A 24,677-nucleotide genomic window follows, 5' to 3' on the forward strand; every position below is an offset into this window, starting at 1 on the left:
CATTAATGTCACTATTCACAGTCTCACTCATTATTACAACTCCGTTCCTTAATAGCCACGAATTTCTAATTTTATAGGAACCCTTAACTATTCATTACGCATTCCACAATTCGCGCAACTATTCCACACTTTTAAGTGAGCTTACTGGATCTATGCGATCCAAAGCTGGGTTGGTAGCCCATTGCACAATTAACGCAAAAATTAGTGTTGCAACGCCAGCAATGCAATAGCTTAAAGGAGCTACTTCAACTTCAAAATACAAAGACGGCATACGAAGCGCGCTAGTCAACAATCCTGCAATAAGCCTTCCTAATGGCAATCCAACTGCAATGCCGATAACAGTTAAAGTAAGCATTTCTTTATGCACATAGGAATGAACTTCTCTACGATAAAAACCAAGAACTTTTAGCGTAGCCATTTCGCGAGTACGTTCCGAAATATTAGTACTTGCAAGAGTAAAAAGCACAGCTAAAGCTAAGCCAGCAGCCAAAGTTACGATTAAAGCAACAACAGCATTCATAAGATCAAAACTAAAAGCATGCTTCATACGCGTAATATTCATAACAGCAAGCACACCGTCACGTTCAGAAACCTTGTCGGCATATTTAATTTTATTATTATCGCTACCTCGCAAACGCAAAATTAACGCATTATGTTTCAAAAGCTTACTGTTTTCTCCATTAAATAAGCGTTCGTAGCAACGTTCAGTCATGTAAATATTAGAACCAATAAGATTACGAACAATAGCTTTAACTTTAACTTTCGCACGTTTAAAACTAGTATTCGTCACATTAATTTCACTACCACGAGTAATGTCCAGAGATGCAGCAGCACTTTGAGAAAGCAACGGACCTTCATCCGTAAGTTTAATAGCTTGCAAATTATTGCCCACATCCTGCAAATTTACAAGATAAGACAAAGCTTTTGTGTCTTTTACAACAATCAACTGCACGCTTTCAGCATCCTCAACATGACGACTATGCGACTTATTTGATTGATTTTTAGCTATTTCTCCAGAGCCCACATAAGCTGGAAGTATAGTTTCTACTTTATTATTTGACTTGTCTCGCTCAACGCTTTTCTTCATATTTTGGAAAGATCCTGGAGCCGAGATAGAAATCATATCGTATCGATAAATTCCCTCGTATTGGCGAATACCCAAGGTCGCAACAGTATCGTTCAAAGCAAGACCGCAAACAATAAGCGCTGTGCAACCGGCAACTCCACCGATAGTCATGCACAATCTGCCTTTGAATCGCGCCAAATTGCGAACAGTAACCTTATTTAAGAAACTCATTCGCTTCCAAATCCAAGGCAACCTTTCAAGAAGAACGCGAGAACCAGCTTTTGGAGCTTTTGGTCTTAACAAAGCTGCAGGAACTTGCTTTGTTTCTCGCCAACTAACAACGATTGTGCATATTGCAACAGGAATCACAAATGCTAGCACACACAAAGAGCCATATAGCCAGTCATACTTCAACCTAACGTCTGGAACGGCGTATAAACCACGCAAGATTTTTAGTAAAAGTGAAGGGATTGCAAGAAAACCCATAATATCGCCAATTCCGCCGCCAACAAAGCACGCAAATATTGCGAAGAAAGCATGTCTTGTTACTGCAGTAGAACGACCGTATCCCAAACTTAAGTATGTGCCAATAAGCCCTCGCTCTTCTTCAACCATACGAGCCATAGCAGTTAAACTCATCATCATTGCTACAACAAGAAATACTGCCGGGAAAGCGTATCCAAGTGACTGTATTGAAGCAACGTCAGAACGCAAACTAGCATAACTATCGTTAGCTATACGAGTAGATATATGCCATTGAGCTTGAGGAACACGTTTTTGAATCTCTGACTTAATTTGTTTACGAATTTGCTTTTTTGCTTGCTCTTTAACAAAATTTGGAGCGCGCTGAAGTCTAGGATCGTTTGCAATAATGTTTTTTAATTCTGAGTTAACTTGGTTGTCGATAATTTGATTACGTCGAGCTGTTTCTCGCTTAGATTGCACGCGTTCTTGAATCTGTTCAGACGCATCGTCGACGATGCCACGATAATCTTTAGAAAAAACATTGACACGTTGAGCATCATTCAAACGCACCGATATTGCTGTATACGGCAAGCTAGTCACGTTATCAGGAGCAGCAGAAGTAAATATTGGGTATCTAGACGTCACAGAGTTACGAAATGCTTTAGATTGATAGCCATCAGGATTGTTTAAATCGTTGCTATCTAGCACGCTACCAGTTATGCGCAAACGATAAGTTTTAGACTTTGAATTAGAAGAATCAAGACTTCCAACGCCCACATTTTGCTGCATGTTGACTATTATCACATTGCCAATGCTCAAGCCACTATCGTGTAAAAATCGCTGAGTTACAACAGCTTCACTATTATTTTTAGGCATATTGCCCTTAAGCAAATGCAAACGATTAAGATTTTTTTGCGATTCTACATAATGCACGAAATTCATTGCGTATGAAGACTTTGCATCATCTGTTGCGTGCGCTGTTGCTTTCCAAGAACGCTCTGCTTCAACTTCACTCACACTTGGCAACGCGCGTAACGCTGCAACATCGTCTTTAGTTAAACCAAGAGTAGATACGATTTGCAAATCATAAGCATGCAATTTCGCATACATATCGTTAGTAGCGAGAAACATGTCGTTGCAGCCTGCATAAATACCAGTCATAACAGCAACACCAAGCATTGCAATAACCGCAAGAACACAGAAGCGACGCCATTCGCGAACCCACATTCTAATTGCGCTAATAAATACTATTGGCAGCAATGAGTGCGTGCGCTTACCTTCACTGCCATTATCGGCGTTTTTATTATCAGATTGCTTTGAAACTGCTGCTACTTTCCGCATAACAACCACCTAATCACCACTCAATATCGGCTATAGCCATAGGATGTTCTTGCACAGTTTCGTCTACAACTTTTCCAGAACGGAAACGAACAACTTTGTGAGCCATCGGAGCAATGGCAGCATTATGAGTAATAATCAGCACTGTCATGCCTTCAGTTCGGCAAATATCTTGCAATAATTGCAATACTGCCTTACCTGTTTCATAATCCAAGGCACCAGTAGGCTCGTCACATAACAATAATTTAGGTTTTTTAGCAAGAGCGCGCGCAATAGATACGCGTTGCTGCTCACCACCAGAAAGTTGCGCTGGGAAATTATGTAGCCTTTCTTTCAAGCCAACATCAATAAGCGTTTGAGCAGGGTCAAAATGATCTGCACAAATTTGCGAAGCTAACTCTACATTTTCAAGAGCAGTTAAATTTGGAACTAAATTATAAAATTGAAAAACAAAACCAATGTCTTCTCTGCGGTAGCGAACCAAATTACGACCTTTTAGCTTAGTAACATCGCAATCGCCAACAACAACACGACCGCTTGTTGCAGTATCCATACCGCCCAAAATATTTAATGCTGTAGTTTTTCCCGCGCCAGATGCACCTAAAATTACTGTAAGCTCACCGCTCTGTGCAGTAAAACTGGCATCATCTAAAGCTCGCACAGCACCAGAACCTGATGGGTATTCTTTCACTACATGATCAAAAGTTATATATGCCACAACGCACCTTCACAATATGAGAAACTATAAAAATTCAACTTCTATTTATTTGTATTATCTACCGTTATATTTTGTACCATTTTACTAAATGAGCACAAAATTCGCTAACTTACTTCAGCGACGACACTCCACATCTTTCCATACAATACGCATTACCAAGCCAAGTATGACGAGAATTTGGCCAGACAGCACCTAAACGCGGAGCACATTGGCTCATCCATATACTTGGCACACGCCCATCTGCGCTTTGCGAACCAAGCAAATTAAATCCATTCTTGCTTTCAAGCCAATCTGGATGCTGTGTTGCAATAGCAAGCCCTTCTTCCAGCGTAAGAGGCAAACGTTCATCAGAATCAATAAGCTTACGAGCAACATCAGGCTCTCGATTCAAATACGATGAGCCAGTATGTGGATCGACGACTATATAGAACGGGCCTTTAGGAAACTCATACCCGTCTTTAGGAAGAAAACTTATGATATCTCGCGGAGGCATAGTAGTGAATCCAGCCATGCGATTAATACTCGTCCGAGAAATCAACGATTCAGGCGAAACTAATTCACGCGTAGGAATCAATAAAATATTCGCACCTAAACTACTATTTTCAAGCGCACATAATATAGGATTTGCCAACTTACGAAAAGCATTGGCACTCATATCAGCCACATCTGGATACCCAAGTGCCACTATACGATCGAGTTGCTGCTGTATTTCTTCAGATGCTATTGACATAATTCCAGTTTACGCAAAATCTTACATAATCGCGAGCGCAATATAACCATAATTAGTTTAGGAAATTACGCTTTTTAGCAATAATTTCCGCCAATTGCACAGCATTTAATGCAGCACCTTTTCGCAAATTATCGTTAGTGATAAAAAGTGCCAATCCCTTATTTCCATCTACTGCTTGATCTTTCCTAATTCTGCCAACATAACTTGCAGATTTTCCGGCTGCTAGCTGAGGAGTAGGAATATCGTTAAGTTCAACTCCTTCAGCATTGCTCAATACTTCGCGAGCCATGTCTGGAGTTACATCATGCTCAAACTCAGCGTTTACACTCATGCCGTGACCAGTGAAAACACCTACTCGCACACAAGTACATGAGGCTGCAAGATTTGGCAAATGCAAAATCTTACGGCTTTCATTGCGCAATTTTTGTTCTTCGTCAGTTTCTTCAGATCCGTCATCAACTATTGAACCAATAAAAGGCACTACATTAAAAGCAATAGTACGAGCAACTTTTGTAGGCTCAGGGAAATCTATTGCACTACCGTCGAAAACGAGTTTATCTGCTCCTTGGTTTAATGCAGCTTGAGCCTCATTCATGAGTTGCAAAGCACCGGCTCGACCGGCACCAGAAACAGCTTGATAAGACGAAACTATTAAACGTTTTAATCCAAAAGCATCAGCAAGCGGCTTTAATACAGGCATGCAAGCCATAGTTGTGCAATTTGGATTTGCTACTATTCCTCTTGGAATAGTATCTAAATCTTCAGGATTTACTTCCGCAACTACCAAAGGCACATCGTTATGCATACGCCATTGCGAAGAATTATCTACTACAATTGCGCCAGCTTCAGCGAATTCCGGAGCCCAAATTTTTGAAGTTCCGCCGCCTGCAGAAAAAATAGCTATATCAATTCCGTGCAAATCTGCTTTTTCTACATCTTCTACAACTACGTCTTTGCCACGATATTGCAAAACTGTGCCAGCAGAATGAGCAGAAGCCATAAAACGTAAATCTTTTATTGGGAAATCACGCTCGTCAAGCACTCGACGCATTACCATACCAACTTGGCCAGTTGCGCCAAGTACTGCCACGTTCACGCCTTTTTCGTTGATAATTGTCATCGAGACTCCCTTAAAAGTAAGCACGTATAATTTCTACAGTTTTTACAATTCTACAATTTAAATAATTTAGTTAATTTAATAATTTAATAATTTAAATTGCTTCAGCGCCCGCTTCCGCCGTACACTACTGCTTCAACCTGACTTGCGTCCAAACCGTAAGCAGTATGCAAAGCGCGAACAGCTTCATCAATTTGTTCAACAGGAACCATGGCAGCAATACGAATTTCCGAAGTAGAAATCATCAAAGTATTTATACCATGTTCACTTAGCGCAGTGAAGAAGGTAGCAGCTAGGCCTGAATGTGTTTTCATACCAACGCCAACAACAGCTACTTTTCCTACTACTGGAACGACATCCATAGAAGTAAATTTCAATTCATCATGCGCTTCTTCTAGAACTTTACGGACTGCTTCCATTGATGCTCCTGGAGCAGTAATAGAAATATCTGCTGTACCAGTAGAAGCACTTGCTTGCGCAATCATGTCAATATTTACATTTGCTTTTGCAAGAGTTGTAAATACTTTCGCAGCCATACCAGGAATATCTGGAATACCGCGAACCGTAATCATTGCCTCACTGCGATCATGAGCAACGCCAGAGATAACAGGAGTTTCCGGACCTAAATCAGGAAATAAATCGCCCATAGTCGAAAGAATATCGTGGTTTACCATTGTTACCGCCTTTAAGCTCGAAGATTATTTGACATTATCTATTAATATTTAGTTTTGTATTTTCTAACTCAGATTAGGCAAATCGTTCGGATTAATATTATTTGGAACTATAAGCGTTCCGTTCCTATGTGAGAATGAACTTCTAACATGAAGAGGCATACCAAAACGCTGAGCGTACTCAACACAACGCAACGCAAGCACGCGCGAGCCGCAAGATGACATTTCAAGCATTGAATCATAATCAATTACAGGAATACGTTTTGCAGTTGGCACAATACGTGGGTCCGCAGTAAATACTCCATCTACATCCGTGTAAATCTCACATACATCAGCACCTAAAGCAACCGCAAGCGCTACAGCGGAAGTATCCGAACCGCCTCTACCGAGAGTCGTGTCATCTCCAACTTCGTTAATTCCTTGGAACCCGGCAACAATTGCAACACTGCCTTTGCTAAGAGCTCTTCTGACACGATCAGGCTTAACCGCACGAATATGCGCAGCTCCAAACTGAGTATCTGTCATAAATCCAGCTTGAGAACCAGTAAAAGAATAAGCATGAGATCCTTGAGCATGAATAGCCATTGCAAGCAAACTCATAGAAATTCGTTCGCCTGCTGTCATAAGCATATCCATTTCGCGAGCAGGAGGATGAGTGTTTACACTCATTGCTTGATCAATTAAATCGTCAGTCGTATCTCCCATCGCTGAAACTACAACAGCAACATCATTGCCTGCTGCTTTTGTAGAAAGAATGCGTTTGGCAACACGTTGTATGGAATCCGTATCCGCTACAGAAGAACCACCGTATTTCTGTACGATAAGCGACAATTTTTACCCCTTGCTCATGTCAATATTGATAAACGCACAGGATATGCCAAATAATGGCTTCAATATCAGACTACCAACTATGCCCTATTTACTAATAATGATTTGTGCTCATAAAAACAATATTCAAAATTACACAGATTGACGACCAGAAAATGCACGACCTAAAGTGATCTCATCCGCATACTCTAAATCTCCACCAACAGGCAATCCACTTGCCAAGCGAGTAACTTTAATTCCTAGAGGATCGAGCAATCGAGCCAAATACGTAACAGTCGCTTCACCTTCTATATCAGGATCAAGCGCAAGAATAATTTCTTGAACTTTTGCATCTTTAAGACGTTCAAGTAATTGCGTAATTGCTAAGTCCCCAGGCCCAACATTTGCCATTGGGTTAATTGCACCACCAAGAACATGATAAACACCTGAATATTCATGAGTTCGCTCAATACTCATAATGTCTTTAGGTTCTTCAACTACACAAATTTTGCTATGATCACGCCGAGGATCTGCGCATACTATGCAAGGGCTCTGCTCACATACGTTTCCGCATACATCACAAAAACGCACACTTTCTTTCATGTTATTAATTGCGTCTATTAGCTCTTGAACATCTTTATCCGAGGAAGAAAGTAAGTAAAACGCAATACGCTGAGCGCCTTTAGGTCCAATCCCTGGAAGCTTTGAAAATGCTTCAATTAAGCGACCAATTGCTCCATCATATGACGATGAATTATGCACTGTAAACTACTCCTCTTGCTTTTTCTTAACGCTCATAATCGCATTTTTAGGATTTTTAGGATCAGTAGAAGCAAATTCTTCAACAGATTTAACTTCAAAAATTTGTTTAAGCTCATCAGTGCTTACAGACGTTGCGGATTCTAATGAAGCATCATCCATCGAACATTCGTCAGCAGTAGCTCCATTCGTAGGAGAAACAGTAGTCTGAATTGATTCAGTAGACAATTCTGAAGTATTAGTTGCATTCTGAACTTGAGAGTGTAGTTTAGCTTGATCCAAGACACCAGAAATAGCTTCAGATTGGTTATGAGAATGCGAACTCTTCTGTATTGTAATCTCGTCATCATGATTCATAGGCTCATCTTCAATAGAAGAGTCTTTAGAAGAAGACTCTTCAGAAGAAGAGTTTTCTGGCATTGCAATCACATCCGACATAGGCATAGACGACATATCTGCCCAAACATCATCATCCGCATTCGCAACATCACTTAACTCATCCGCAGTATTTTCAGAAGCTACTGATGCTGCGGAGCCATCAGCGCCACTAAAACCCGAAGATTCTTTTTTAGTAGGATTTTTATTTATTCTGCTGCCATCAGAATCAGTTTTATTACTAAATCCAGCAGATAGGCCAGTTTTGCGTAATAAAATATCTCGCTTAACTTTGGCAAGCTTTTGCGGATCCATTCGAGCAACAGATTCTACTTGTTCACCATTAGCAGCAACTGGTGCAGGAGCAATCATTACTTGCGCTCCAAATATCTCATGCACTTCATTCATTACTACTTTTGGCACTTTTTGCCCATCATATGGAGAAGTAGTGCATACTGCGAGCGCAAATGCATGTTGACTCATAGGCTCATTAAAAGTCAAAATAAGACGCTGTCGACCTGATTGTGCTGGAGTAAGTTGCACTGTAGGAACATACTCACGAGTTACATATTCACGTACGTCATCAGGCAATTTTGAAACTACTTTATCCCACATTGCATCAGTATCCATGGAATCATTCTTTGAATTAGCATTATGTGCATCGTTCAAAAACGCTTTTTTAGATTCCATTTCTTTTGTGCGTGGAGCAGATTGCGTTTCTGCTTTAGCAATAGGAGATGCCGTAGTTTCAGAAGGTAGCGAAGAATTTGAAGTACTATTATTCTCACTATTTGCAGAAACATATTTTTTATTGCTTGTAGAACCTACGAAATGAGCACCAGAAGATACTTTATTTTGAATATTCTGCTTAGAAGTTGAAATATTTTGTTGCTGCACGTTATTGATGCGCAAATTAGTTGCAACAGTATTTGAAGTTTCGCTGTCTGCAAGCAAACGAGCAACTAAAATTTCCAAATTCATGCGAGGAGAAATTGCACTAGCCATTGCACTTAAAGCATCATTAATTGTTTGAGCCATACGTGCTAAATCATGCAATGTCATGCTTGCAGATTGCTTATTCAATATTTCCAAATCTTCTGGAGAAACATCATTAAGTAAGCTTGAAGCCGCTTTAGGACCTGCAGATACCATAAGCAACAAATCACGAACTCTACCTAATAAATCTTCTACAAACTTACGAGTATCGTAGCCTCCAACAATAACGCGACGAACTACATCGTATATCGAAGCACCATCATGATTAATAAGATCGTCAATGAATTCGCTAATCAATGAATTAGGCGTAAAACCTAATAAAGCAACCGCAGAATCCAAAGAAATTGAACCATCAACAGCACCCACCATAAGCTGATCGAGCACAGATAACGTATCTCGCATTGATCCCGCACCAGCGCGCATAACAAGGCGAAGAACTCCCGGCTGCGGCAGAATACCTTCCTTTTTGCAAATATCTTCAAGATATGGAGACATTACCTCTGGAGGCACAAGTCTGAAAGGATAATGGTGTGTACGCGAGCGAATAGTGCCAATAACTTTATCCGGCTCAGTGGTAGCAAAAATAAACATTACATGTTCAGGCGGCTCTTCTACAATCTTAAGCAAAGCATTAAAACCTTGCTGTGTAACCATATGAGCTTCGTCGAGAATGAAAATCTTATAACGGTCACGAGCAGGAGCGAAACCAGCACGCTCACGCAACTCTCTAGCATCATCGACACCGTTATGGCTTGCAGCATCAATCTCTACAACGTCGATAGAACCGGCACCGCCAGTAGCTAAATCTTTACAGCTTTGGCACTCTCCGCATGGGTGCGAAGTTGGCCCTTTTTCGCAATTAATGCAGCGAGCTAAAATTCGCGCAGAACTTGTTTTACCGCATCCACGCGGCCCAGAAAATAAATATGCATGCGTTATTTTTCCTTGGTCTAATGCTCTAGACAAAGGTATGGTAACCTGATCCTGCCCAATAACACCATCAAACGTGTCAGGACGATATCTACGATACAGTGCAAGTGCCATGTTTCCTAACCTACCGCGACCTAACTATTTCCCCGATATATCTTAGTTAAGACTATCAGCAGCCGCCACCCGACTGCTGATATTTATATTCGTTTTTGCTACTTACTACTTATTGCAATCTTCTAGTCCTGCTCTAGCAGAAACTTCCACGTTAGAAGCAAATGGAATATTTAGCCCAACAGAAACACGAACAGTTACATCATTACTAGTAGAGTTGCAAGATTTCAAAAAAGCATTGCTTGAAGCAACAGTACGCGCAACAACCTCACACGCATTATCCTCCATCCTTTGCAACGCAGAAGCACCAGATAAAGCAGCAGAAGTTGCAACAGCATAAGCTTGATGTTTAGCTCCGAGAACATTACATAAAATAGCAGAAAGCACTAGTATTGAGCAGACTGCGATCACTAGCATAATGCCAAGCATAGTGCCAGAACCGCAGTCAATGCCCTTACATCGCTTATGAATGAAATTTATTGAATGCTTCACAAAATTCTTGCGCCTACTCATACTAAAACCTGGCTTACATGACTTTCCACTAGAGGCGGCAAAATATGAAGAGGATCGGGAATAAGAGGACATTTAACAACAATATTCGCCATATTATTGCTACGACTTATTTTCACCGACGCTCCTTGACCTGCGACCGACTGCACAATACTTGCGGCAGCTTTATCGTCCTTATGAGTCACAAGATAATACGCAACTTGCGCAGCAGCATCATGACAATTCATAGTACATACAACTGCTCTACCTATGCCAATTAATACAAATAACAGTATTAATACACAAGGCAAAACAATAGAAAATTCAGCAGTTACCGTCCCTCTGTCATAATCACTAATTTTGCGCAACAATCTTTTGCACACAATAACTTTCCGCATCATAAGCTCATTTCATCTGCTAAAACATGCCGTTAGCCGATTTTCAATGCTTTTTTCACTAAATCTGTCAACGTTGTGCGAACCGTATCTGATTTCAAAATAGCAACTAGCAGTGCAGCAAAACCAGTAGCAGCAATAATAACTACTGCATACTCAGCTGTTACAGCTCCAGAATCCTTATTTTTAAGACCTTCAGCGTACAGTTTTCTTTTTTGACACAAACGTGACTCAATATTCACTAATTGTTCATTTACTTGAAGCATAGACACAGCGTATCGTGCAACAAGTTTTTGCATTATCCCAACCATCATCTTGTACCTTTCACTTCAAACTATCCGAAATTTTCGGATAGAAATATTATTACAACTTGTTTTGCGAATGAAAATAAAAAAATTGCATTGTGGATAAAAGCTAATTTATTTTTCTAAAAATTTATTTTTAAAAAGCTAGCGCATAAGCGACATAACTGTTGGCAAAATTCCTATGCATATAAAAGACGGCAAAAAACATAATCCAACAGGAAGCAGCAATCGCACAGACAACTTAGAACTTTCTTGTCTAGCAATATTGGCCATATTTATCTCATAATGTTGAGCAAGTGCAGACAATACAGGAACTGGAGATGAACCATAACACCATGATTCTTTTAAAGATGTCATTAACCATCTAGCTAATATTTCTGAAGAATCTAAGTTTTTACGATTAGTAAATTTTGATTTATTTTCTAATTCAAAATTATCTTGTTTAGTATAAGTAGAAGACCATGCTTCATGCCACGTATCTCCTGCAAGTAAAGCATTGGAAACAGAGCAAAGCCACATGCCTTGACCACAAGGAAACACTTCTCCAACAGCACTAAGAGCCCTAGTAATAGCAACACCACTACGAAGTGAAACAATAATCATATGTAAACCAAGAAGAGGATCTACATATGAAACTTTGGAGTTACGCCATTCGTATTTAACTAGCATAATTTTACTGTTAAAACGCATACGATTATCTAATGAATCGCACTCTAATTTCAAACTCACCCATTGCCAAACAATTACCACAAACAATGGGATGATAAACAAAAGCTGCTTTGTGGATTCCATAAATCATCCTTCCAGCGAAGCAGCATCCATTGCATGCTGAGATATTTGCAACATAGAACTAACCCATGCCAAACCCAATCCATAACATATTCCACCTATTGTTAATAAAATCCATCCATTTACTGTTGTAATTAACATCAAAATAGGGTGCCCACCTAATAATTCACCAGCAAAAAGAGCCAAAATAGGTAGAGCAGTAAGTAGTTTTATTGTTGCTTTTGGCATTGCAGCTACGTCAGCACGTAAATCTTCTGCACGCTTCTGAGCATGATATGACGCTGCCGTAGCTTCCACACATTCTGCCATAGCACAACCAAGAGTATTACTCAATTCATATGAAGCCATAAGACTTTCAGAAACAGTATGCATATGTTTTTCAAGCTGACGACGTTGATTCTTATTCATATTGCGGTTCTTTGGAAAACAACGTTCATAAAGCCATTTATAAATAATTTTTGTATTAACTGCACTACTGCAAATACATTGTTGAGACTTAGAGTCACTGTGAACAATCATTGCAAAAGTAGAACCAGAACGTAATGCAGCAATCATTCCAGCAAGAACTTCTTCAATATCCATTTTTACGCTCCAAGCAACACAATCGACTACTAATTATTTGAACTGTCAACACATATGTTGGCCATATTTTCGGGAAGATTCCAATAATTTGAAAACTTAACCCATGCAGGCAAAAATTTCATGACAATACTGCCGTCAATTCCACAAGATAATTGCAAAACTGGAATGCCACACAGCAACGAAGCGCTAGAAGCGTATTGCAAAATACCGAGTTCTTTGATCATTCGACGCCCGTTAGAGGATCTCTCTACATGAATAACAACATCGAATGCTCCAGCAGCTAAAGCACATAAAGCTGCAGGCTCCAACCCAGCCAATAACCCTAATGCCATAAGACGAGCGGGAACTTTTTCTATTTCATCTGCATGAAGAGTTGTCATTCCACCCTTATGCCCGGAAGTAAACACTCTCAACAAATCAGCAATTTCTTCCCCACGACATTCACCAAGAATAATGCGATCCGGGCGCATTCTTAATGTTGCTTTTACTAATTGAGATAAGCCAATTTCTCCTACACCTTCTACATTAGCTTCTCGCGCACTTAACGAAACATGATTTTGTGTCAACTCGCCGAGCTCTCTAATTTCTTCAACAGATACAATACGATCTTCGCAATCAGCAGCAGCCAACAAAGCCTTCATAAGTGTGGTTTTCCCAGATCCAGTACTTCCAGTGATCATTATATTTGCTCGCTTTTTAACTAAAACGCTTAGAATACAAGACAATTCTTTTGGAAACATGCCTTGATCGCTTAAAGAAACAAGATCATAACGATTAACTGAAGGAAAACGAATTGACAATGCTGCTCCTTGAGATACAAGTGGTGCTAAAACAGCATGTATGCGAATGCCAGAAGTACTTGAAGCATCAGCAATAGGACACGCATCATCCAGTCTTTTGCCTAATTGTGCACAAAGCCATACAGCATATTCTCTTAACAAAGCAGGGTTGTTAAGCGGAACTCGAGTTGCGCGTTCCTTGAGACCTTGCCCACAATCTACCCACACACGACCGGACTCACTTACAACCATGTCTGTAACTCTTACATCATTGGCAAATTCCTGCAGAATTCCAAAATCGATATCACGAATATTATTTACGATCATATTTACCTCTTGAGTATTTCGAACGACGATATTGCGAACGACGATATTTAGTTACAGCATTTTTTGTATTTGATATAACATCTCCGATAAGCCAATTATTTATGCGTTTCATGGTTTCCTTCATTGAAGATGGCACATTTCGAATACCATATCCCCCTATAATGTCGGCGTACATGCGAGCATCGTGTTGCAAAGAACCAAGAAATGTAGTTGATAGATATTCAGAAGCTTCATCGATACTTAAAACATAAGATTTTTGCGTTAAACCACGAGGAGACAATCCAACAACAGCAAATTTATTAAACTTTACTTCAGAATCACACAAAGTATCTAATTTTTGTAGCAACGCTCTAAACCTTGCTAAATCAAGCACAGATAGCTCAACAGCAGCAAGAGTCGCACTGTCAATAAATTGCGGAATATTATGGTAAGACTTCATAGCAGTCTCGCCAGAACCTATATCTACAATAACTACATCAACAGCATCAGCTAAACCTCTAATAGCAGCCTCTAAAACCCAAGGTTCAGGATACTTACCATGCCATGGAGAAAATGCTAAAACATCCACATTGTCCCAATGCAATAGCTCATTGCGTAACACATAGCCATCGCATTTACCTAAAGAAGCATCAACTTCTTGCAACCTGCGGCCTTCATCTGATTCCAAACCAAGCAGAACGTCTAAACCACCATGAGTCAAATCAGCATCTACAAGAGCAACACTATGACCTTGTTCACTTATATAGCGCGAAAGAATAGATAGCGAAGTGCTTAGCCCAATGCCATCTGCAGCAGACATTCCAACTAAAATATTTTTAGGCAACGGATCTAAAGAATCACGCGCAATAAGATTATCTTCTTCAGAATTATTAAACATGCAAGACTTATGCTTAATAGAAATATCTTGTGAGCGTTCAGTGTGTTGAAAACTCTCCACATCTTGAGAACTCTTAGGCAAAAGAGTCATAACAGTATGATCGTCAGCTATACAAGGCGTGCTTTTTACACCATTAGACGCAGATTCGTATATAGATTTATCTGCAACTTGAGGAGGATAAACATAACGTTTAACATCTCTAAATGCGCCTACAGCTTCGCCATTGTTATAATTTTTATCAATCTGCTTAACGCCAATTGATTTGTTGCTTACACTCATATTCATACTCATGCGCCTATTGAAACGCATACAGCAATGAGTTTTCAACAATATTCATGCAATGTGGTTAAAAGCTCAGGAAATATTAAGAATAAGCAAATATTGCACAAAAATTATCTATAAAAACATCTATTTTACAGAATTTACAGATGGCAATACTAAATCTTTATTAACTTTCATATAGCGTTCAAGTAACTCACCATAAATTGGCTTAGTTTTTAGAATATCCGAAATAAGCAATGCGATAAATGCAGAAGCTGCAACTGGAAGCGTATGAATCATAGTTCCAGACATTTCAACAGTAAGCAAAATCGAAGTGAGTGGAGCTTTTACAGATGCAGACAACGTACCAGCCATAACGCAAACTGCAAACACAGATACAAATTTTGTATCAATGCCAAATGCTGAAACGCTAGTAATCCAGCGCGCAGCAACACCACCTGCGAGCGCACCTACTGCAAGAATAGGCATAAAAATACCACCGGGAGCGCCACAACCAAAACTCGTAGAAGTAAACAACATTTTTGCCACAAATAGCAAACAAAGCATTGCAAGACTTGCTTTTCCATATTCAGAAAGTCGCACTAAATTAGATCCGCCACCAAGAACTTCAGGCAGGAACAAGCCAACTGGTATTGCAATTAAGCAAGCAATGGCAACAGGCATCCACTTTGGCAAATATCCGTATAATGTTTGCAAACCAAGTAACGAACGATTCATTATCGAACCTACAAAACCTGCAAAAATACCAAGAGGAATAATCCAAATATGCAAGTTCATTGGCAAATCTGGAATCTGACCAAAATCAAGAACTGGACGCAACCCGAAACAAGTTTGCGAAACAAAATCAGCACATAAAGCAGCTGCAGCAGCTCCTATAAGAACAATTGAAGTTAAGCCGTGCTGAATCTCCTCCATAGCAAACATAACTCCAGAAAGTGGCGCAGAAAACGCAGCAGATAAACCGGCTGCAGCTCCAGCAGTTACCACATAATGCTCTTTAATATCGTCACGCCTACCTTTACGAAAAATTCGAGACAACATCTGAGCACCACATGCACCTATTTGAATAGATGGACCTTCACGTCCAAGAGACAATCCAAATAAAGAACCAAGTAAACCGCCAACAAAACGCACTGGCAGAATCGTGTGCCATCGCATATTCAAACCGCGATTAACATATCCCACGACTTGAGGAATACCACTTCCAGAAGCCATACTTTCTTTACGACTCATCCAGCCAATAATTAAACCTGCAATTACAGCAAAAATTAAGCATGGCAAAATCCACCATGCGTTATGCCGGATTTGTAAATACATCCAACGCGCAAAATCTGTACCGTATTCAATACCAAGCCTGTAAGAAGCTACTAATGAACCAGAAACAACGCCGACAAATATCCCAGCTAATATTACTTTCCAACGAAGCTGGCAAAAAGTTTTTGATATTTGCTTTAAGTTATTACTCAAAAAGCTCAATGCATTCTTAAACTTCACTACAACTCGATTCTGCGCACAACACTTAACTTCTAAATACTAAATTACGTACAGTAACAATATTTGCGAAACAATATACCCAACAGAAGCAGCAAAGAATGGAACAATAAGTTCTGCAAAAAGCAAGAACACTCCATCTTTTATGCGCTTTCTTTGAATAAGATCCACACCTTCAAAAATTGCAGTAGAAAACGTGGAAAATCCACCCAAAAATCCCAAAATCATCAAATAAGCAAAACGTACTCCACATATTGCGGCTGCAACCATGAAAACATTAGACATAACACCTATAGCAAATGAAGCAACGCAATTGATAAATAGCGTTGCAACTGGAACTTCGCTTTTATGAGCAGCTGAAATTTTTTTAGTCATTGCGCATCTTAAAACAGCACCTAAACCGCCAAAAAAGCAAGGCAAAATAAACATAATAAAAACGTATAAAGAATTCATCACTTCATCACCTTAGTATTAGCTTCTGCAACAGATTGACTTTGCTTTTTGTTCATGCAATTCGCAATTCCTGTTCCAACCCAATTACCAACAAAAGCCATAAAAACGCCAAAAAGCAGCGAAAAAAGCATGCCCAAAACAACAAGCGTCATGCGTGGAGACATAAAAGACATTGCACTTTCAAACGCGAAAGTAGACATAGTCGACAATCCGCCACAAAAGCCTGTTCCTAGCGCATATTTATACAAAGTTTGCTTTTCTTGCGTTAAAGCTTTAACAGATATTGCAGTAACAAGAGCAAAAATAAAGCATGCAATCATATTCGACAAAAAAGTCCCTAAAGTAAGCTGACCAAATATAAATGATTGTCCGTCTACTTGGTGAATCGTGTGCGCATAAGAAGAAATTACTGCACGCACGAAAGCTCCACATGTACCACCAATAAAAACTAAAAAATATAATCGACAATTATTTTTTTTATTTTTTCCGCTTATTTTACTCATTTTCACTCTTTTTGAAATTATCGTCATAAACCAAAACGACACTCCCAATCGAGAAGTGCCGTTTTGCTAAGTTGATCATAAAATAATAAACAATTTCAGTCAGTTAGTGAGTGAACACTAATGATATGATCACGCTGCGGACCAGTTCCAATAGCAGAAATACGGCAATGAGAAAGCTCTTCCAAACGCTTTACATAACTTTGCGTATTTTGAGGCAAATCTTCAAACTTATGAATTTGAGAAATATCCTCATTCCAGCCTGGAAGCATCTCGTATACTGGTTTCGCAGAAGCAAACAGTGATTGATCTACAGGCATTTCTTCCATACGCTGAACTGTTCCATCAGACAAAGTCACATCATAAGCTACGCAAACTGGGATTTCCTTCAAACCAGTCAAAACGTCAAGCTTAGTAAGAACAATATCCGTCAAACCATTTACGCGAGTTGCATAACGGCTTACTACAGAATCAAACCATCCACAACGACGAGGACGACCAGTTGTAACACCATATTCATGGCCTTGCTCACGCAACCAGTCACCCTGCTCATCCAAAAGTTCAGTTGGGAATGGACCTTCACCAACACGAGTAATATACGCTTTCGCTACTCCAATTACGCGCGTAATACGAGTAGGACCAACACCAGTACCCGTGCAAGCGCCACCAGCAGTAGGGTTTGAAGAAGTTACAAACGGATAAGTGCCATGATCGACGTCAAGCATTGTGGCTTGTCCACCTTCAAACAGCACAGTTTTGCCTTCATCCATTGCTTCATTCAATACTAATGAAGTATCAGCAACATATTTCTTCAAGCGTTTGCCAAGCTCCACAAGTTGAGCAGTAACTGCATCAATATCAATAGGATGTTGATTATAAAGTTTTACAAGCATTTGATTCTTTTGATGCAAACTTGCTTCAACTTTGTCGCGCAAATGATCAGCATTAAATAAATCATGCACTCGAATACCAACACGATTAATTTTATCTGCGTAAGTAGGTCCAATACCACGACCAGTCGTGCCGATCTTGTGTTTGCCAAGAAAACGCTCAGTTACTTTATCAATAACTCGATGATACGGAGTAATAACATGCGCAGCTTCGCTCACAAGCAAGCGCGAACAATCTACACCGCGAGATTCCAAAGCGTCAATTTCTTCAAGCAATACCTCTGGATCAACAACAACACCATTACCAATTACAGGCGTAACATTAGGGCTGATAATTCCGCTTGGAAGTAAATGTAATGCATAAGATTTATCGCCAACAACGACAGTGTGCCCAGCATTATTACCGCCATTAAAACGTGCGACAATATCAACCTTTGAACCAATTAAATCTGTTGCTTTGCCTTTACCTTCGTCACCCCATTGAGCTCCAATAAGCACAATACCAGGCATGCCGCACCTCCATTTTTGAGCTAACGCTGCTCAAATAAGCACAATCCTTACCTGTTAAGACTATCTCTATGCCCCTACCGAATAAGAAAATGAAATATATAAAATTAAAAATTTACTATTTCAGTGCTTTACCAGCAGAACCTAACTGCACACAAGCTTCTGCTACACGCTGAGCCATGGCTTTTTCGGCTTCACGACCCCAAGATCGAGGATCATACAACTTCTTTTCGCCAACTTCTCCGTCTATTTTAAGAACAGAGTCATAATTGCTGAACATGTGACCAGCGATTGCACGAGTAAAAGCGTATTGAGTGTCGGTATCTATATTCATTTTAATTACGCCGTAACGCACAGCTTCAGCAATCTCTTGAGCAGTAGAGCCAGATCCGCCATGAAATACCAGCAGGAACGGCTTTTTAGAAGCGCCAAAGGTGCGAGTATCACAAATATTTTGATAGTTCTGATATACAGTTTTTTGGATTTCTTGCAATAATTTAGGATGCAGTTTTACAACGCCAGGCTTATAGGCTCCATGAACGTTGCCAAAAGTAAACGCTGCCATATACCTGCCACGTTCACCCAAGCCAAGTTTATCTACAACACGCAAAGCATCTTCAGGCGTAGAATACAATCTCTCGTCAATATCAGCACGATGCCCGTCTTCTTCTCCACCAACAGCACCAATCTCAATTTCAAGAATTGTGCGAGATTTTTGCGAAGCATCCAGCAACTGTTCTGCAACGTCTAGATTATGTTGCAAAGGCACCGTTGAGCCATCCCACATATGCGACTGAAATAATGGTTCTTCGCCTTTTTTGACTTGTTCTGTTTCATAAGAAATTAGTGGTTGAATCCAATCATCTAAATATTGCTCAGCACAATGATCTGTATGAAGCGCAATAGTGATATTAGGATATTGAGCTGCTACTTCGTGCGCAAATTTTGCAAATGCTATTGAACCAACAACACGATTATTGAGAGATTGACCCGAAAAATAAGCAGAGCCACCGACAGAAACTTGGATAATGCCATCAGATTCAGCTTGAGCAAATCCCTGCAAAGCTGCATTAAGAGTTTGCGTACTAGTAACATTGATAGCAGGGTATGCGTAGCCACCTCGACTTGCAGCATCAAGCATATGCGCATAACGTTCAACAGTTGCAATAGTCATACTTGTATTATCCGCCTTTATTACTCAGATAGCCACGCATATGCACAAAAACATTACATACCGATATGCGAAAATCTATTTTCAAAATCTACAAACTGATTGTGATTCATAGTTCAACGCAATTAAAATAACAGAAATATCTAATCTCAAGACTGCATTTGCTGATGACGTTTCTTAGCCTCAGTAACAACAAACTCGTGATATTTCAACGCAATCGAAGAATCTAATCCGGCATTTTCCGCAATATTTAGCAAACTTTCTATTTGCTGCTGCTCTCTTTTAGAATCCTCAGGAGCAAATCCAGCTTCAGCCTTCAACTCACCAATTCGTTTCGTAGTTTTAAACCGCTCAGCAAGCAGCGCAATTATTGCATTATCAAAATTATCAACAGATTGACGCAACACAATAATCTCTTCGGCAGCAACTTTGCAACATGTCGTAAGAGATGTATCGCGCGCGTCAACCGTTGTTTCAGAAAAATCACACATATTATTTAATCGAAATATGTTTGCAGAACCATAGTTGTTTCTGTACTGACAGGGACTATGCGATGAATGGTATTAATAAGTTCTTCCAATTTGCTTGGCGTAGCAACACGCACTACCAGCATAAAACTTGGACTACCAGTAATCGAATAGCAAGCTTCAATACCAGAAATATCACGCAATTTGTTAGGTATTGTAGCTTCCTGCCCAAAATCAAGTGGCGTAACAGACACAAATGCGCTTACAGGTAAACCACGACGCTCATAGTCAATTAACGCGCGATAACCGGTAATAACACCTTTACGCTCAAGCTTTTGCACTCGAGATTGAACCGCAGAAACAGACAAACCCGAAGCCTTAGCCAAACGAGTTAACGTCGCTCGACCATCATGTTCGAGAATATCAACAATGATTGCATCAGTTGAATCCATAGCTATACTAGTTTCAGCTTTATGAGGATTTCCAGCCATACGTCCTCCATTCTCCAGTCGACGCTGAATTGAGAATCTAAAACGAATCTATGTAGCGCCACATTGCAGTCTCTTTTATGGTACAGTATTTTTTACAGAAAAAGAACAAATTTATTCAAAAAATAATAAAAAATACAAATTATTACATTAAAAATAATTTTTTCTTTTAACATCAGCCGTAATAGTGTTGTACAATTCGCATAATAAGCGTATAAACGAAACCTATAACCTTTAAAGATTATTCTTATAAAATCAAAACCAACAATCAAAAAGGAGCACAGCATGGCAAAAGTAGCGAAACATGCAATTTCAATACCTCGTTCAGGTATTAGAGATGTATTTGACCGTGTAGAACAAATACCAGACGCTATTTCACTATGCCTAGGAGAACCAGGCGAAACTGCTTCCTCACACATTGTTGAAGCCGCGTGCAACTCATTACGAGAGGGAAAAACAAAATACACAGACGTTTTAGGCATACCAGAATTCCGCGAGGCAGCTGCAAATTATACGAATAGAGTAAAAGGTTTAAACTACAACGCAGACACAGAAATTCAAGCCGTTGACGGCGCTACTATTGGATTATATTTAGCTATTAAATCAGTAATAGATCCGGGAGATGAGGTTATTATTCCATCTCCATACTTCACATCATACGATGCAGAAGTGCTAATGTGCGAAGGAATTCCAGTAACTGTAGCCCTTAAGCCAGAACATGGAATGCATATTAATGCAGAAGAAATACGCAAAGCTATATCACCACGCACTAAAGCCATCATTATCAATTCTCCATGCAACCCAACCGGTGCAGTAACAACCGCAGAAGAACTCGAAAAAATTGCAAAATTATGCCAAGAATTTGATCTTTGGGTAATTTCTGACGAAGTCTACCATCCATTCGTATTCGCAAGCAATCCAGAAACTGAACCTTGCAGAAATGCTGTAGCACCATCTATTGCAGCAGCTGAAGGAATGCACGAACGAACCATTATTGTAGAAAGTTTATCGAAAACTTACGCCATGACAGGCTGGAGAATTGGATATATTCTTGCACCAAGTCAAGTTATTGAGCAAACCAGCAAAATTGCAGAAATGATGCATTCTTCTGTAAATTCTACCGCACAATATGGCGGCGTAGCTGCATTAACAGGTCCGCAAGATCACGTGCGCGAAATGAGAGAAGAATATCGCGCAAAACGTCAGCTTGTTATAGACGGATTGGCAAATTGCAATGCATTGCGTCTTATAGAGCCTCAAGGTGCATTCTACGTTTTTGTTGACGTTCGACCAACTGGTTTAAGTTCAGAAGAATTTAGCAAAAAACTTTTAGATGAAGAAAAAGTTGCTGTTGTGCCAGGAGAAGCCTTTGGCGCAGAAGGAAGCGGATTCGTGCGACTATCTTACGCTGGGAAAGCAGAAGAACTTAAAGAAGGCGTAGCGCGCATAAGCAAATTTGCACTTGCGCAACAAGCTTTACATGCTGCATAAAATATTAGTTATTAACGAATATAAATATAAATAAAATTATTGCCCCTTGGTAGATAATCCAAAGGGCAATAATTTTAATTCCTTACGAAATAAGAACTACGCAATAGTCGTAGAAGAAGAATTATTCGTAGCAGTGCCAGTTTGTTGAGTTATGGCAGCCAAGAAATCACGGTTTGAAGCAGTTTTCTTCAATCGAGGAATCAAAGTCTGATACGCTTGCTCTGCCTCAAGACCACCAAAGAGACGGCGCAAACGATAAATAACTGGCAAATCTGCAGCTGGAGTAATTAACTCCTCGCGACGAGTTCCAGAAGCATTAATATCTACTGCTGGGAAGAGACGCTTATCAGCCAAATCTCTACTCAAACGCAATTCCATATTTCCAGTGCCCTTAAACTCTTCGAAGATTACTTCATCCATCTTAGAGCCGGTTTCAACCAATGCAGAAGAAATAATCGTCAAAGAGCCGCCGTCTTCAATATTTCGAGCAGCACCGAAGAACTTCTTTGGTGGGTACAACGCCTGAGCATCAACACCACCGGAAAGAATACGACCAGAAGTAGGAGCAGCAATATTGTAGGCTCTAGCCAAACGAGTCATAGAATCAAGCAAAACCACAACATCCTGGCCAAGCTCAACCAAACGCTTAGCGCGCTCAATAGCAAGCTCAGCAACAGTAGTGTGATCCGTTGCAGGACGATCGAATGTAGAAGAAATCACTTCGCCTTGCACAGTGCGTTCCATATCGGTAACTTCTTCTGGACGCTCATCGACAAGCACAACCATAAGATGCACTTCAGGATTATTTGTAGTAATTGCATTTGCAATATTCTGAAGAGTAATAGTTTTACCAGCCTTTGGTGGCGACACAATCAAACCGCGCTGACCTTTACCAATTGGGGCAACTAAATCAATGACACGTCCCAACATGCGATTAGGAGTAGTTTCTTGCTTTAAACGCTCCTGCGGATATAACGGCGTCAACTTAGCAAATTGCGGTCGAGACTGAGCTTCTTCAACGCTCATGCCATTAATGCTATTAACAGTTTGCAACGGAACAAACTTCTGACGCTGATTCCTGCGATCACCCTCGCGAGGAGCACGAATGGAGCCTTGAACTGCATCACCCTTGCGTAAACCATATTTTTTAATTTGGCTCATTGAAACATACACATCGTTAGGACCAGGCAAATAACCAGAAGTGCGCACAAATGCGTAAGATTCTAAGACATCAACAATTCCGGCTACTGGTACGAGCTCTTCCTGAGGCTCTTCACGGCGAATCTCGCGTAAATCATGTTCTTCACGAGAGTCACGTGCATCACGCGCATCGCGATCAAGACGAACATTGCGATCATTACGATCTTGACGTTCTCCACGCTCAGCACGACGTTCATCACGATCGTCACGTTCTACTCGATCCATGCGTTCTGAACGATTCTGTCGATCTGAATAATCTGAACGAGACTCATCGTAATCACGCGCACGACCGCGCATACGACGCTGGAAACGATCAGCACGATTTTGCTGTTCTTCTCTATCAAAGTCACGAGAAGCTACACGCTGACGACGCTGCTCGCCCTCTGCGTGAGAATCTTCACCAGGTAATGTTGCCAAAATTTGATCCAACTCATGCGAATCCATCCCATCTTCTCTACGATCGCGATTATCATTACGATCTTCTGAGGAACGACGACGCTGGAATGTATTATTACGATTCGCATCGCGTCGATAATTTTTATTCCCAAAATCTTCTTCGTCTCTATATCGACGATCTGAAGCAGCATTGGGAACCAAAACTTCTAACGCTTCTAAATCACTATTGTCTTTCGATGACCTAACATCTTCTATATCCGTACTAGTATCTGCAGTTTTATTAGCATTCACAACATCACGAGGAACACGCACACTTACACCTGCAGGCGCTTCTCCCCCATTACGAGCAGCCGTCAGTGTAGCCACCAACTCAGGCTTACGCATTGTAGATGTACCACGCAAACCCATTTGTTTCGCAAGATCTTTCAATTCTGAAAGCTTCATTTTTTCAAGATTCTGGCCTGTTGCCACAATTTTACCTTTCCTTAACTCGCACGGAATAGAGACCCGGCAAGTCTTTACATGGAAGATTACGGAAAAATCCGTCACGAACTCGTTGCTATTTCATAACAATTCATATGTACATAACAACGAACATTATGTATGCTACTACAGCTATACGACGCTGTACAATGCGACGCGCCATAGTATTTAGTATTTTATTGCAATTTCTATAAAGCCTTTAAAGAGCTACTCACATAAACAAAAAGCGCCA

The 24,677-nt window shown here is 40.2% G+C and carries 24 protein-coding genes; 1 reads left to right on the forward strand and 23 read right to left on the reverse strand.

The window, feature by feature from the left end; translation table 11 throughout:
- Positions 1-118 precede the first annotated feature (118 nt).
- From HXT48_RS06845 to HXT48_RS06950, 22 genes are all read right to left on the reverse strand, one after another.
- The gene (locus HXT48_RS06845; protein ID WP_421793051.1) at positions 119-2,872 is read right to left on the reverse strand and encodes an FtsX-like permease family protein; all 2,754 of its coding nucleotides are present in this window, start codon (positions 2,870-2,872) and stop codon (positions 119-121) included.
- 13 nt (positions 2,873-2,885) lie between these two features.
- Positions 2,886-3,587 (reverse strand): ABC transporter ATP-binding protein, encoded by a 702-nt coding sequence (locus tag HXT48_RS06850; RefSeq protein WP_004105770.1) that lies wholly within the window; start codon positions 3,585-3,587, stop codon positions 2,886-2,888.
- A 109-nt stretch (positions 3,588-3,696) separates the two neighbouring features.
- Entirely contained in the window at positions 3,697-4,317 is a 621-nt protein-coding gene (locus HXT48_RS06855) for a DUF5701 family protein (RefSeq protein WP_076002574.1), read from the reverse strand.
- A 52-nt stretch (positions 4,318-4,369) separates the two neighbouring features.
- A complete protein-coding gene (locus tag HXT48_RS06860) occupies positions 4,370-5,437 on the reverse strand; it encodes an aspartate-semialdehyde dehydrogenase (RefSeq protein ID WP_004109990.1) in 1,068 nt (355 codons plus the stop codon).
- 101 nt (positions 5,438-5,538) lie between these two features.
- Entirely contained in the window at positions 5,539-6,108 is a 570-nt protein-coding gene (locus tag HXT48_RS06865) for an ACT domain-containing protein (protein ID WP_004105778.1), read from the reverse strand.
- 63 nt (positions 6,109-6,171) lie between these two features.
- Positions 6,172-6,936: an aspartate kinase gene (locus HXT48_RS06870; RefSeq protein WP_004109991.1), complete on the reverse strand. Its 765-nt coding sequence runs from the start codon at positions 6,934-6,936 to the stop codon at positions 6,172-6,174.
- Positions 6,937-7,065: 129 nt separating this feature from the next.
- On the reverse strand, positions 7,066-7,674 hold the full coding sequence (gene recR / locus HXT48_RS06875; protein ID WP_004105782.1) for a recombination mediator RecR: 609 nt from the start codon (positions 7,672-7,674) through the stop codon (positions 7,066-7,068).
- Positions 7,675-7,680: 6 nt separating this feature from the next.
- Complete coding sequence (locus HXT48_RS06880; protein ID WP_102155524.1) at positions 7,681-10,086, reverse strand: DNA polymerase III subunit gamma and tau; 2,406 nt, start codon at positions 10,084-10,086, stop codon at positions 7,681-7,683.
- Positions 10,087-10,191: 105 nt separating this feature from the next.
- Positions 10,192-10,596, reverse strand: coding sequence for an Rv3654c family TadE-like protein (locus HXT48_RS06885; protein ID WP_004574187.1), 405 nt, complete (start codon positions 10,594-10,596; stop codon positions 10,192-10,194).
- Complete coding sequence (locus tag HXT48_RS06890) at positions 10,593-10,973, reverse strand: TadE/TadG family type IV pilus assembly protein (RefSeq protein WP_033888547.1); 381 nt, start codon at positions 10,971-10,973, stop codon at positions 10,593-10,595. The genes HXT48_RS06885 and HXT48_RS06890 overlap by 4 nt, the downstream gene beginning before the upstream one ends.
- Before the next feature lie 29 nt (positions 10,974-11,002).
- Positions 11,003-11,278 (reverse strand): DUF4244 domain-containing protein, encoded by a 276-nt coding sequence (locus HXT48_RS06895; protein ID WP_033888546.1) that lies wholly within the window; start codon positions 11,276-11,278, stop codon positions 11,003-11,005.
- A gap of 138 nt (positions 11,279-11,416) precedes the next feature.
- Positions 11,417-12,064, reverse strand: a complete 648-nt coding sequence (locus HXT48_RS06900) for a type II secretion system F family protein (RefSeq protein ID WP_004110027.1) — start codon at positions 12,062-12,064, stop codon at positions 11,417-11,419.
- Between the two features lie 3 nt (positions 12,065-12,067).
- Positions 12,068-12,643: a type II secretion system F family protein gene (locus HXT48_RS06905; protein ID WP_004110029.1), complete on the reverse strand. Its 576-nt coding sequence runs from the start codon at positions 12,641-12,643 to the stop codon at positions 12,068-12,070.
- 29 nt (positions 12,644-12,672) lie between these two features.
- Positions 12,673-13,749 carry a CpaF family protein gene (locus HXT48_RS06910; RefSeq protein ID WP_004110032.1) on the reverse strand — a complete coding sequence of 359 codons (1,077 nt, stop codon included), beginning with the start codon at positions 13,747-13,749 and terminating at the stop codon, positions 12,673-12,675.
- Positions 13,736-14,911, reverse strand: a complete 1,176-nt coding sequence (locus HXT48_RS06915; protein ID WP_033888545.1) for an ATPase — start codon at positions 14,909-14,911, stop codon at positions 13,736-13,738. Before HXT48_RS06915 ends, HXT48_RS06910 begins: the two co-directional genes overlap by 14 nt.
- A 123-nt stretch (positions 14,912-15,034) precedes the next feature.
- Positions 15,035-16,402, reverse strand: coding sequence for a ClC family H(+)/Cl(-) exchange transporter (locus tag HXT48_RS06920; RefSeq protein WP_004110037.1), 1,368 nt, complete (start codon positions 16,400-16,402; stop codon positions 15,035-15,037).
- Positions 16,403-16,441: 39 nt separating this feature from the next.
- The gene (locus HXT48_RS06925) at positions 16,442-16,852 is read right to left on the reverse strand and encodes a fluoride efflux transporter FluC (RefSeq protein WP_004110041.1); all 411 of its coding nucleotides are present in this window, start codon (positions 16,850-16,852) and stop codon (positions 16,442-16,444) included.
- On the reverse strand, positions 16,852-17,355 hold the full coding sequence (locus tag HXT48_RS06930) for a fluoride efflux transporter FluC (RefSeq protein ID WP_102155526.1): 504 nt from the start codon (positions 17,353-17,355) through the stop codon (positions 16,852-16,854). Before HXT48_RS06930 ends, HXT48_RS06925 begins: the two co-directional genes overlap by 1 nt.
- A 95-nt stretch (positions 17,356-17,450) precedes the next feature.
- Positions 17,451-18,752, reverse strand: coding sequence for an adenylosuccinate synthase (locus HXT48_RS06935; RefSeq protein WP_004110044.1), 1,302 nt, complete (start codon positions 18,750-18,752; stop codon positions 17,451-17,453).
- Positions 18,753-18,867: 115 nt separating this feature from the next.
- A complete protein-coding gene (gene fbaA / locus HXT48_RS06940; RefSeq protein WP_012913738.1) occupies positions 18,868-19,923 on the reverse strand; it encodes a class II fructose-bisphosphate aldolase in 1,056 nt (351 codons plus the stop codon).
- A 146-nt stretch (positions 19,924-20,069) separates the two neighbouring features.
- Entirely contained in the window at positions 20,070-20,411 is a 342-nt protein-coding gene (locus tag HXT48_RS06945; protein WP_004110050.1) for a chorismate mutase, read from the reverse strand.
- 5 nt (positions 20,412-20,416) lie between these two features.
- Positions 20,417-20,878: an Lrp/AsnC family transcriptional regulator gene (locus tag HXT48_RS06950; protein WP_004105907.1), complete on the reverse strand. Its 462-nt coding sequence runs from the start codon at positions 20,876-20,878 to the stop codon at positions 20,417-20,419.
- Positions 20,879-21,160: 282 nt separating this feature from the next.
- Between HXT48_RS06950 and HXT48_RS06955 the strand changes: the two genes are divergently transcribed.
- Entirely contained in the window at positions 21,161-22,366 is a 1,206-nt protein-coding gene (locus tag HXT48_RS06955; protein ID WP_102155529.1) for a pyridoxal phosphate-dependent aminotransferase, read from the forward strand.
- A 96-nt stretch (positions 22,367-22,462) separates the two neighbouring features.
- On the opposite strand, the gene rho is transcribed toward HXT48_RS06955, so the two are convergent.
- Entirely contained in the window at positions 22,463-24,433 is a 1,971-nt protein-coding gene (rho, locus tag HXT48_RS06960) for a transcription termination factor Rho (RefSeq protein ID WP_012913736.1), read from the reverse strand.
- Positions 24,434-24,677 lie beyond the last annotated feature (244 nt).

It is taken from the genome of Gardnerella sp. KA00127 (genome assembly GCF_049244125.1).
GTDB classification, from domain to species: domain Bacteria; phylum Actinomycetota; class Actinomycetes; order Actinomycetales; family Bifidobacteriaceae; genus Bifidobacterium; species Bifidobacterium swidsinskii.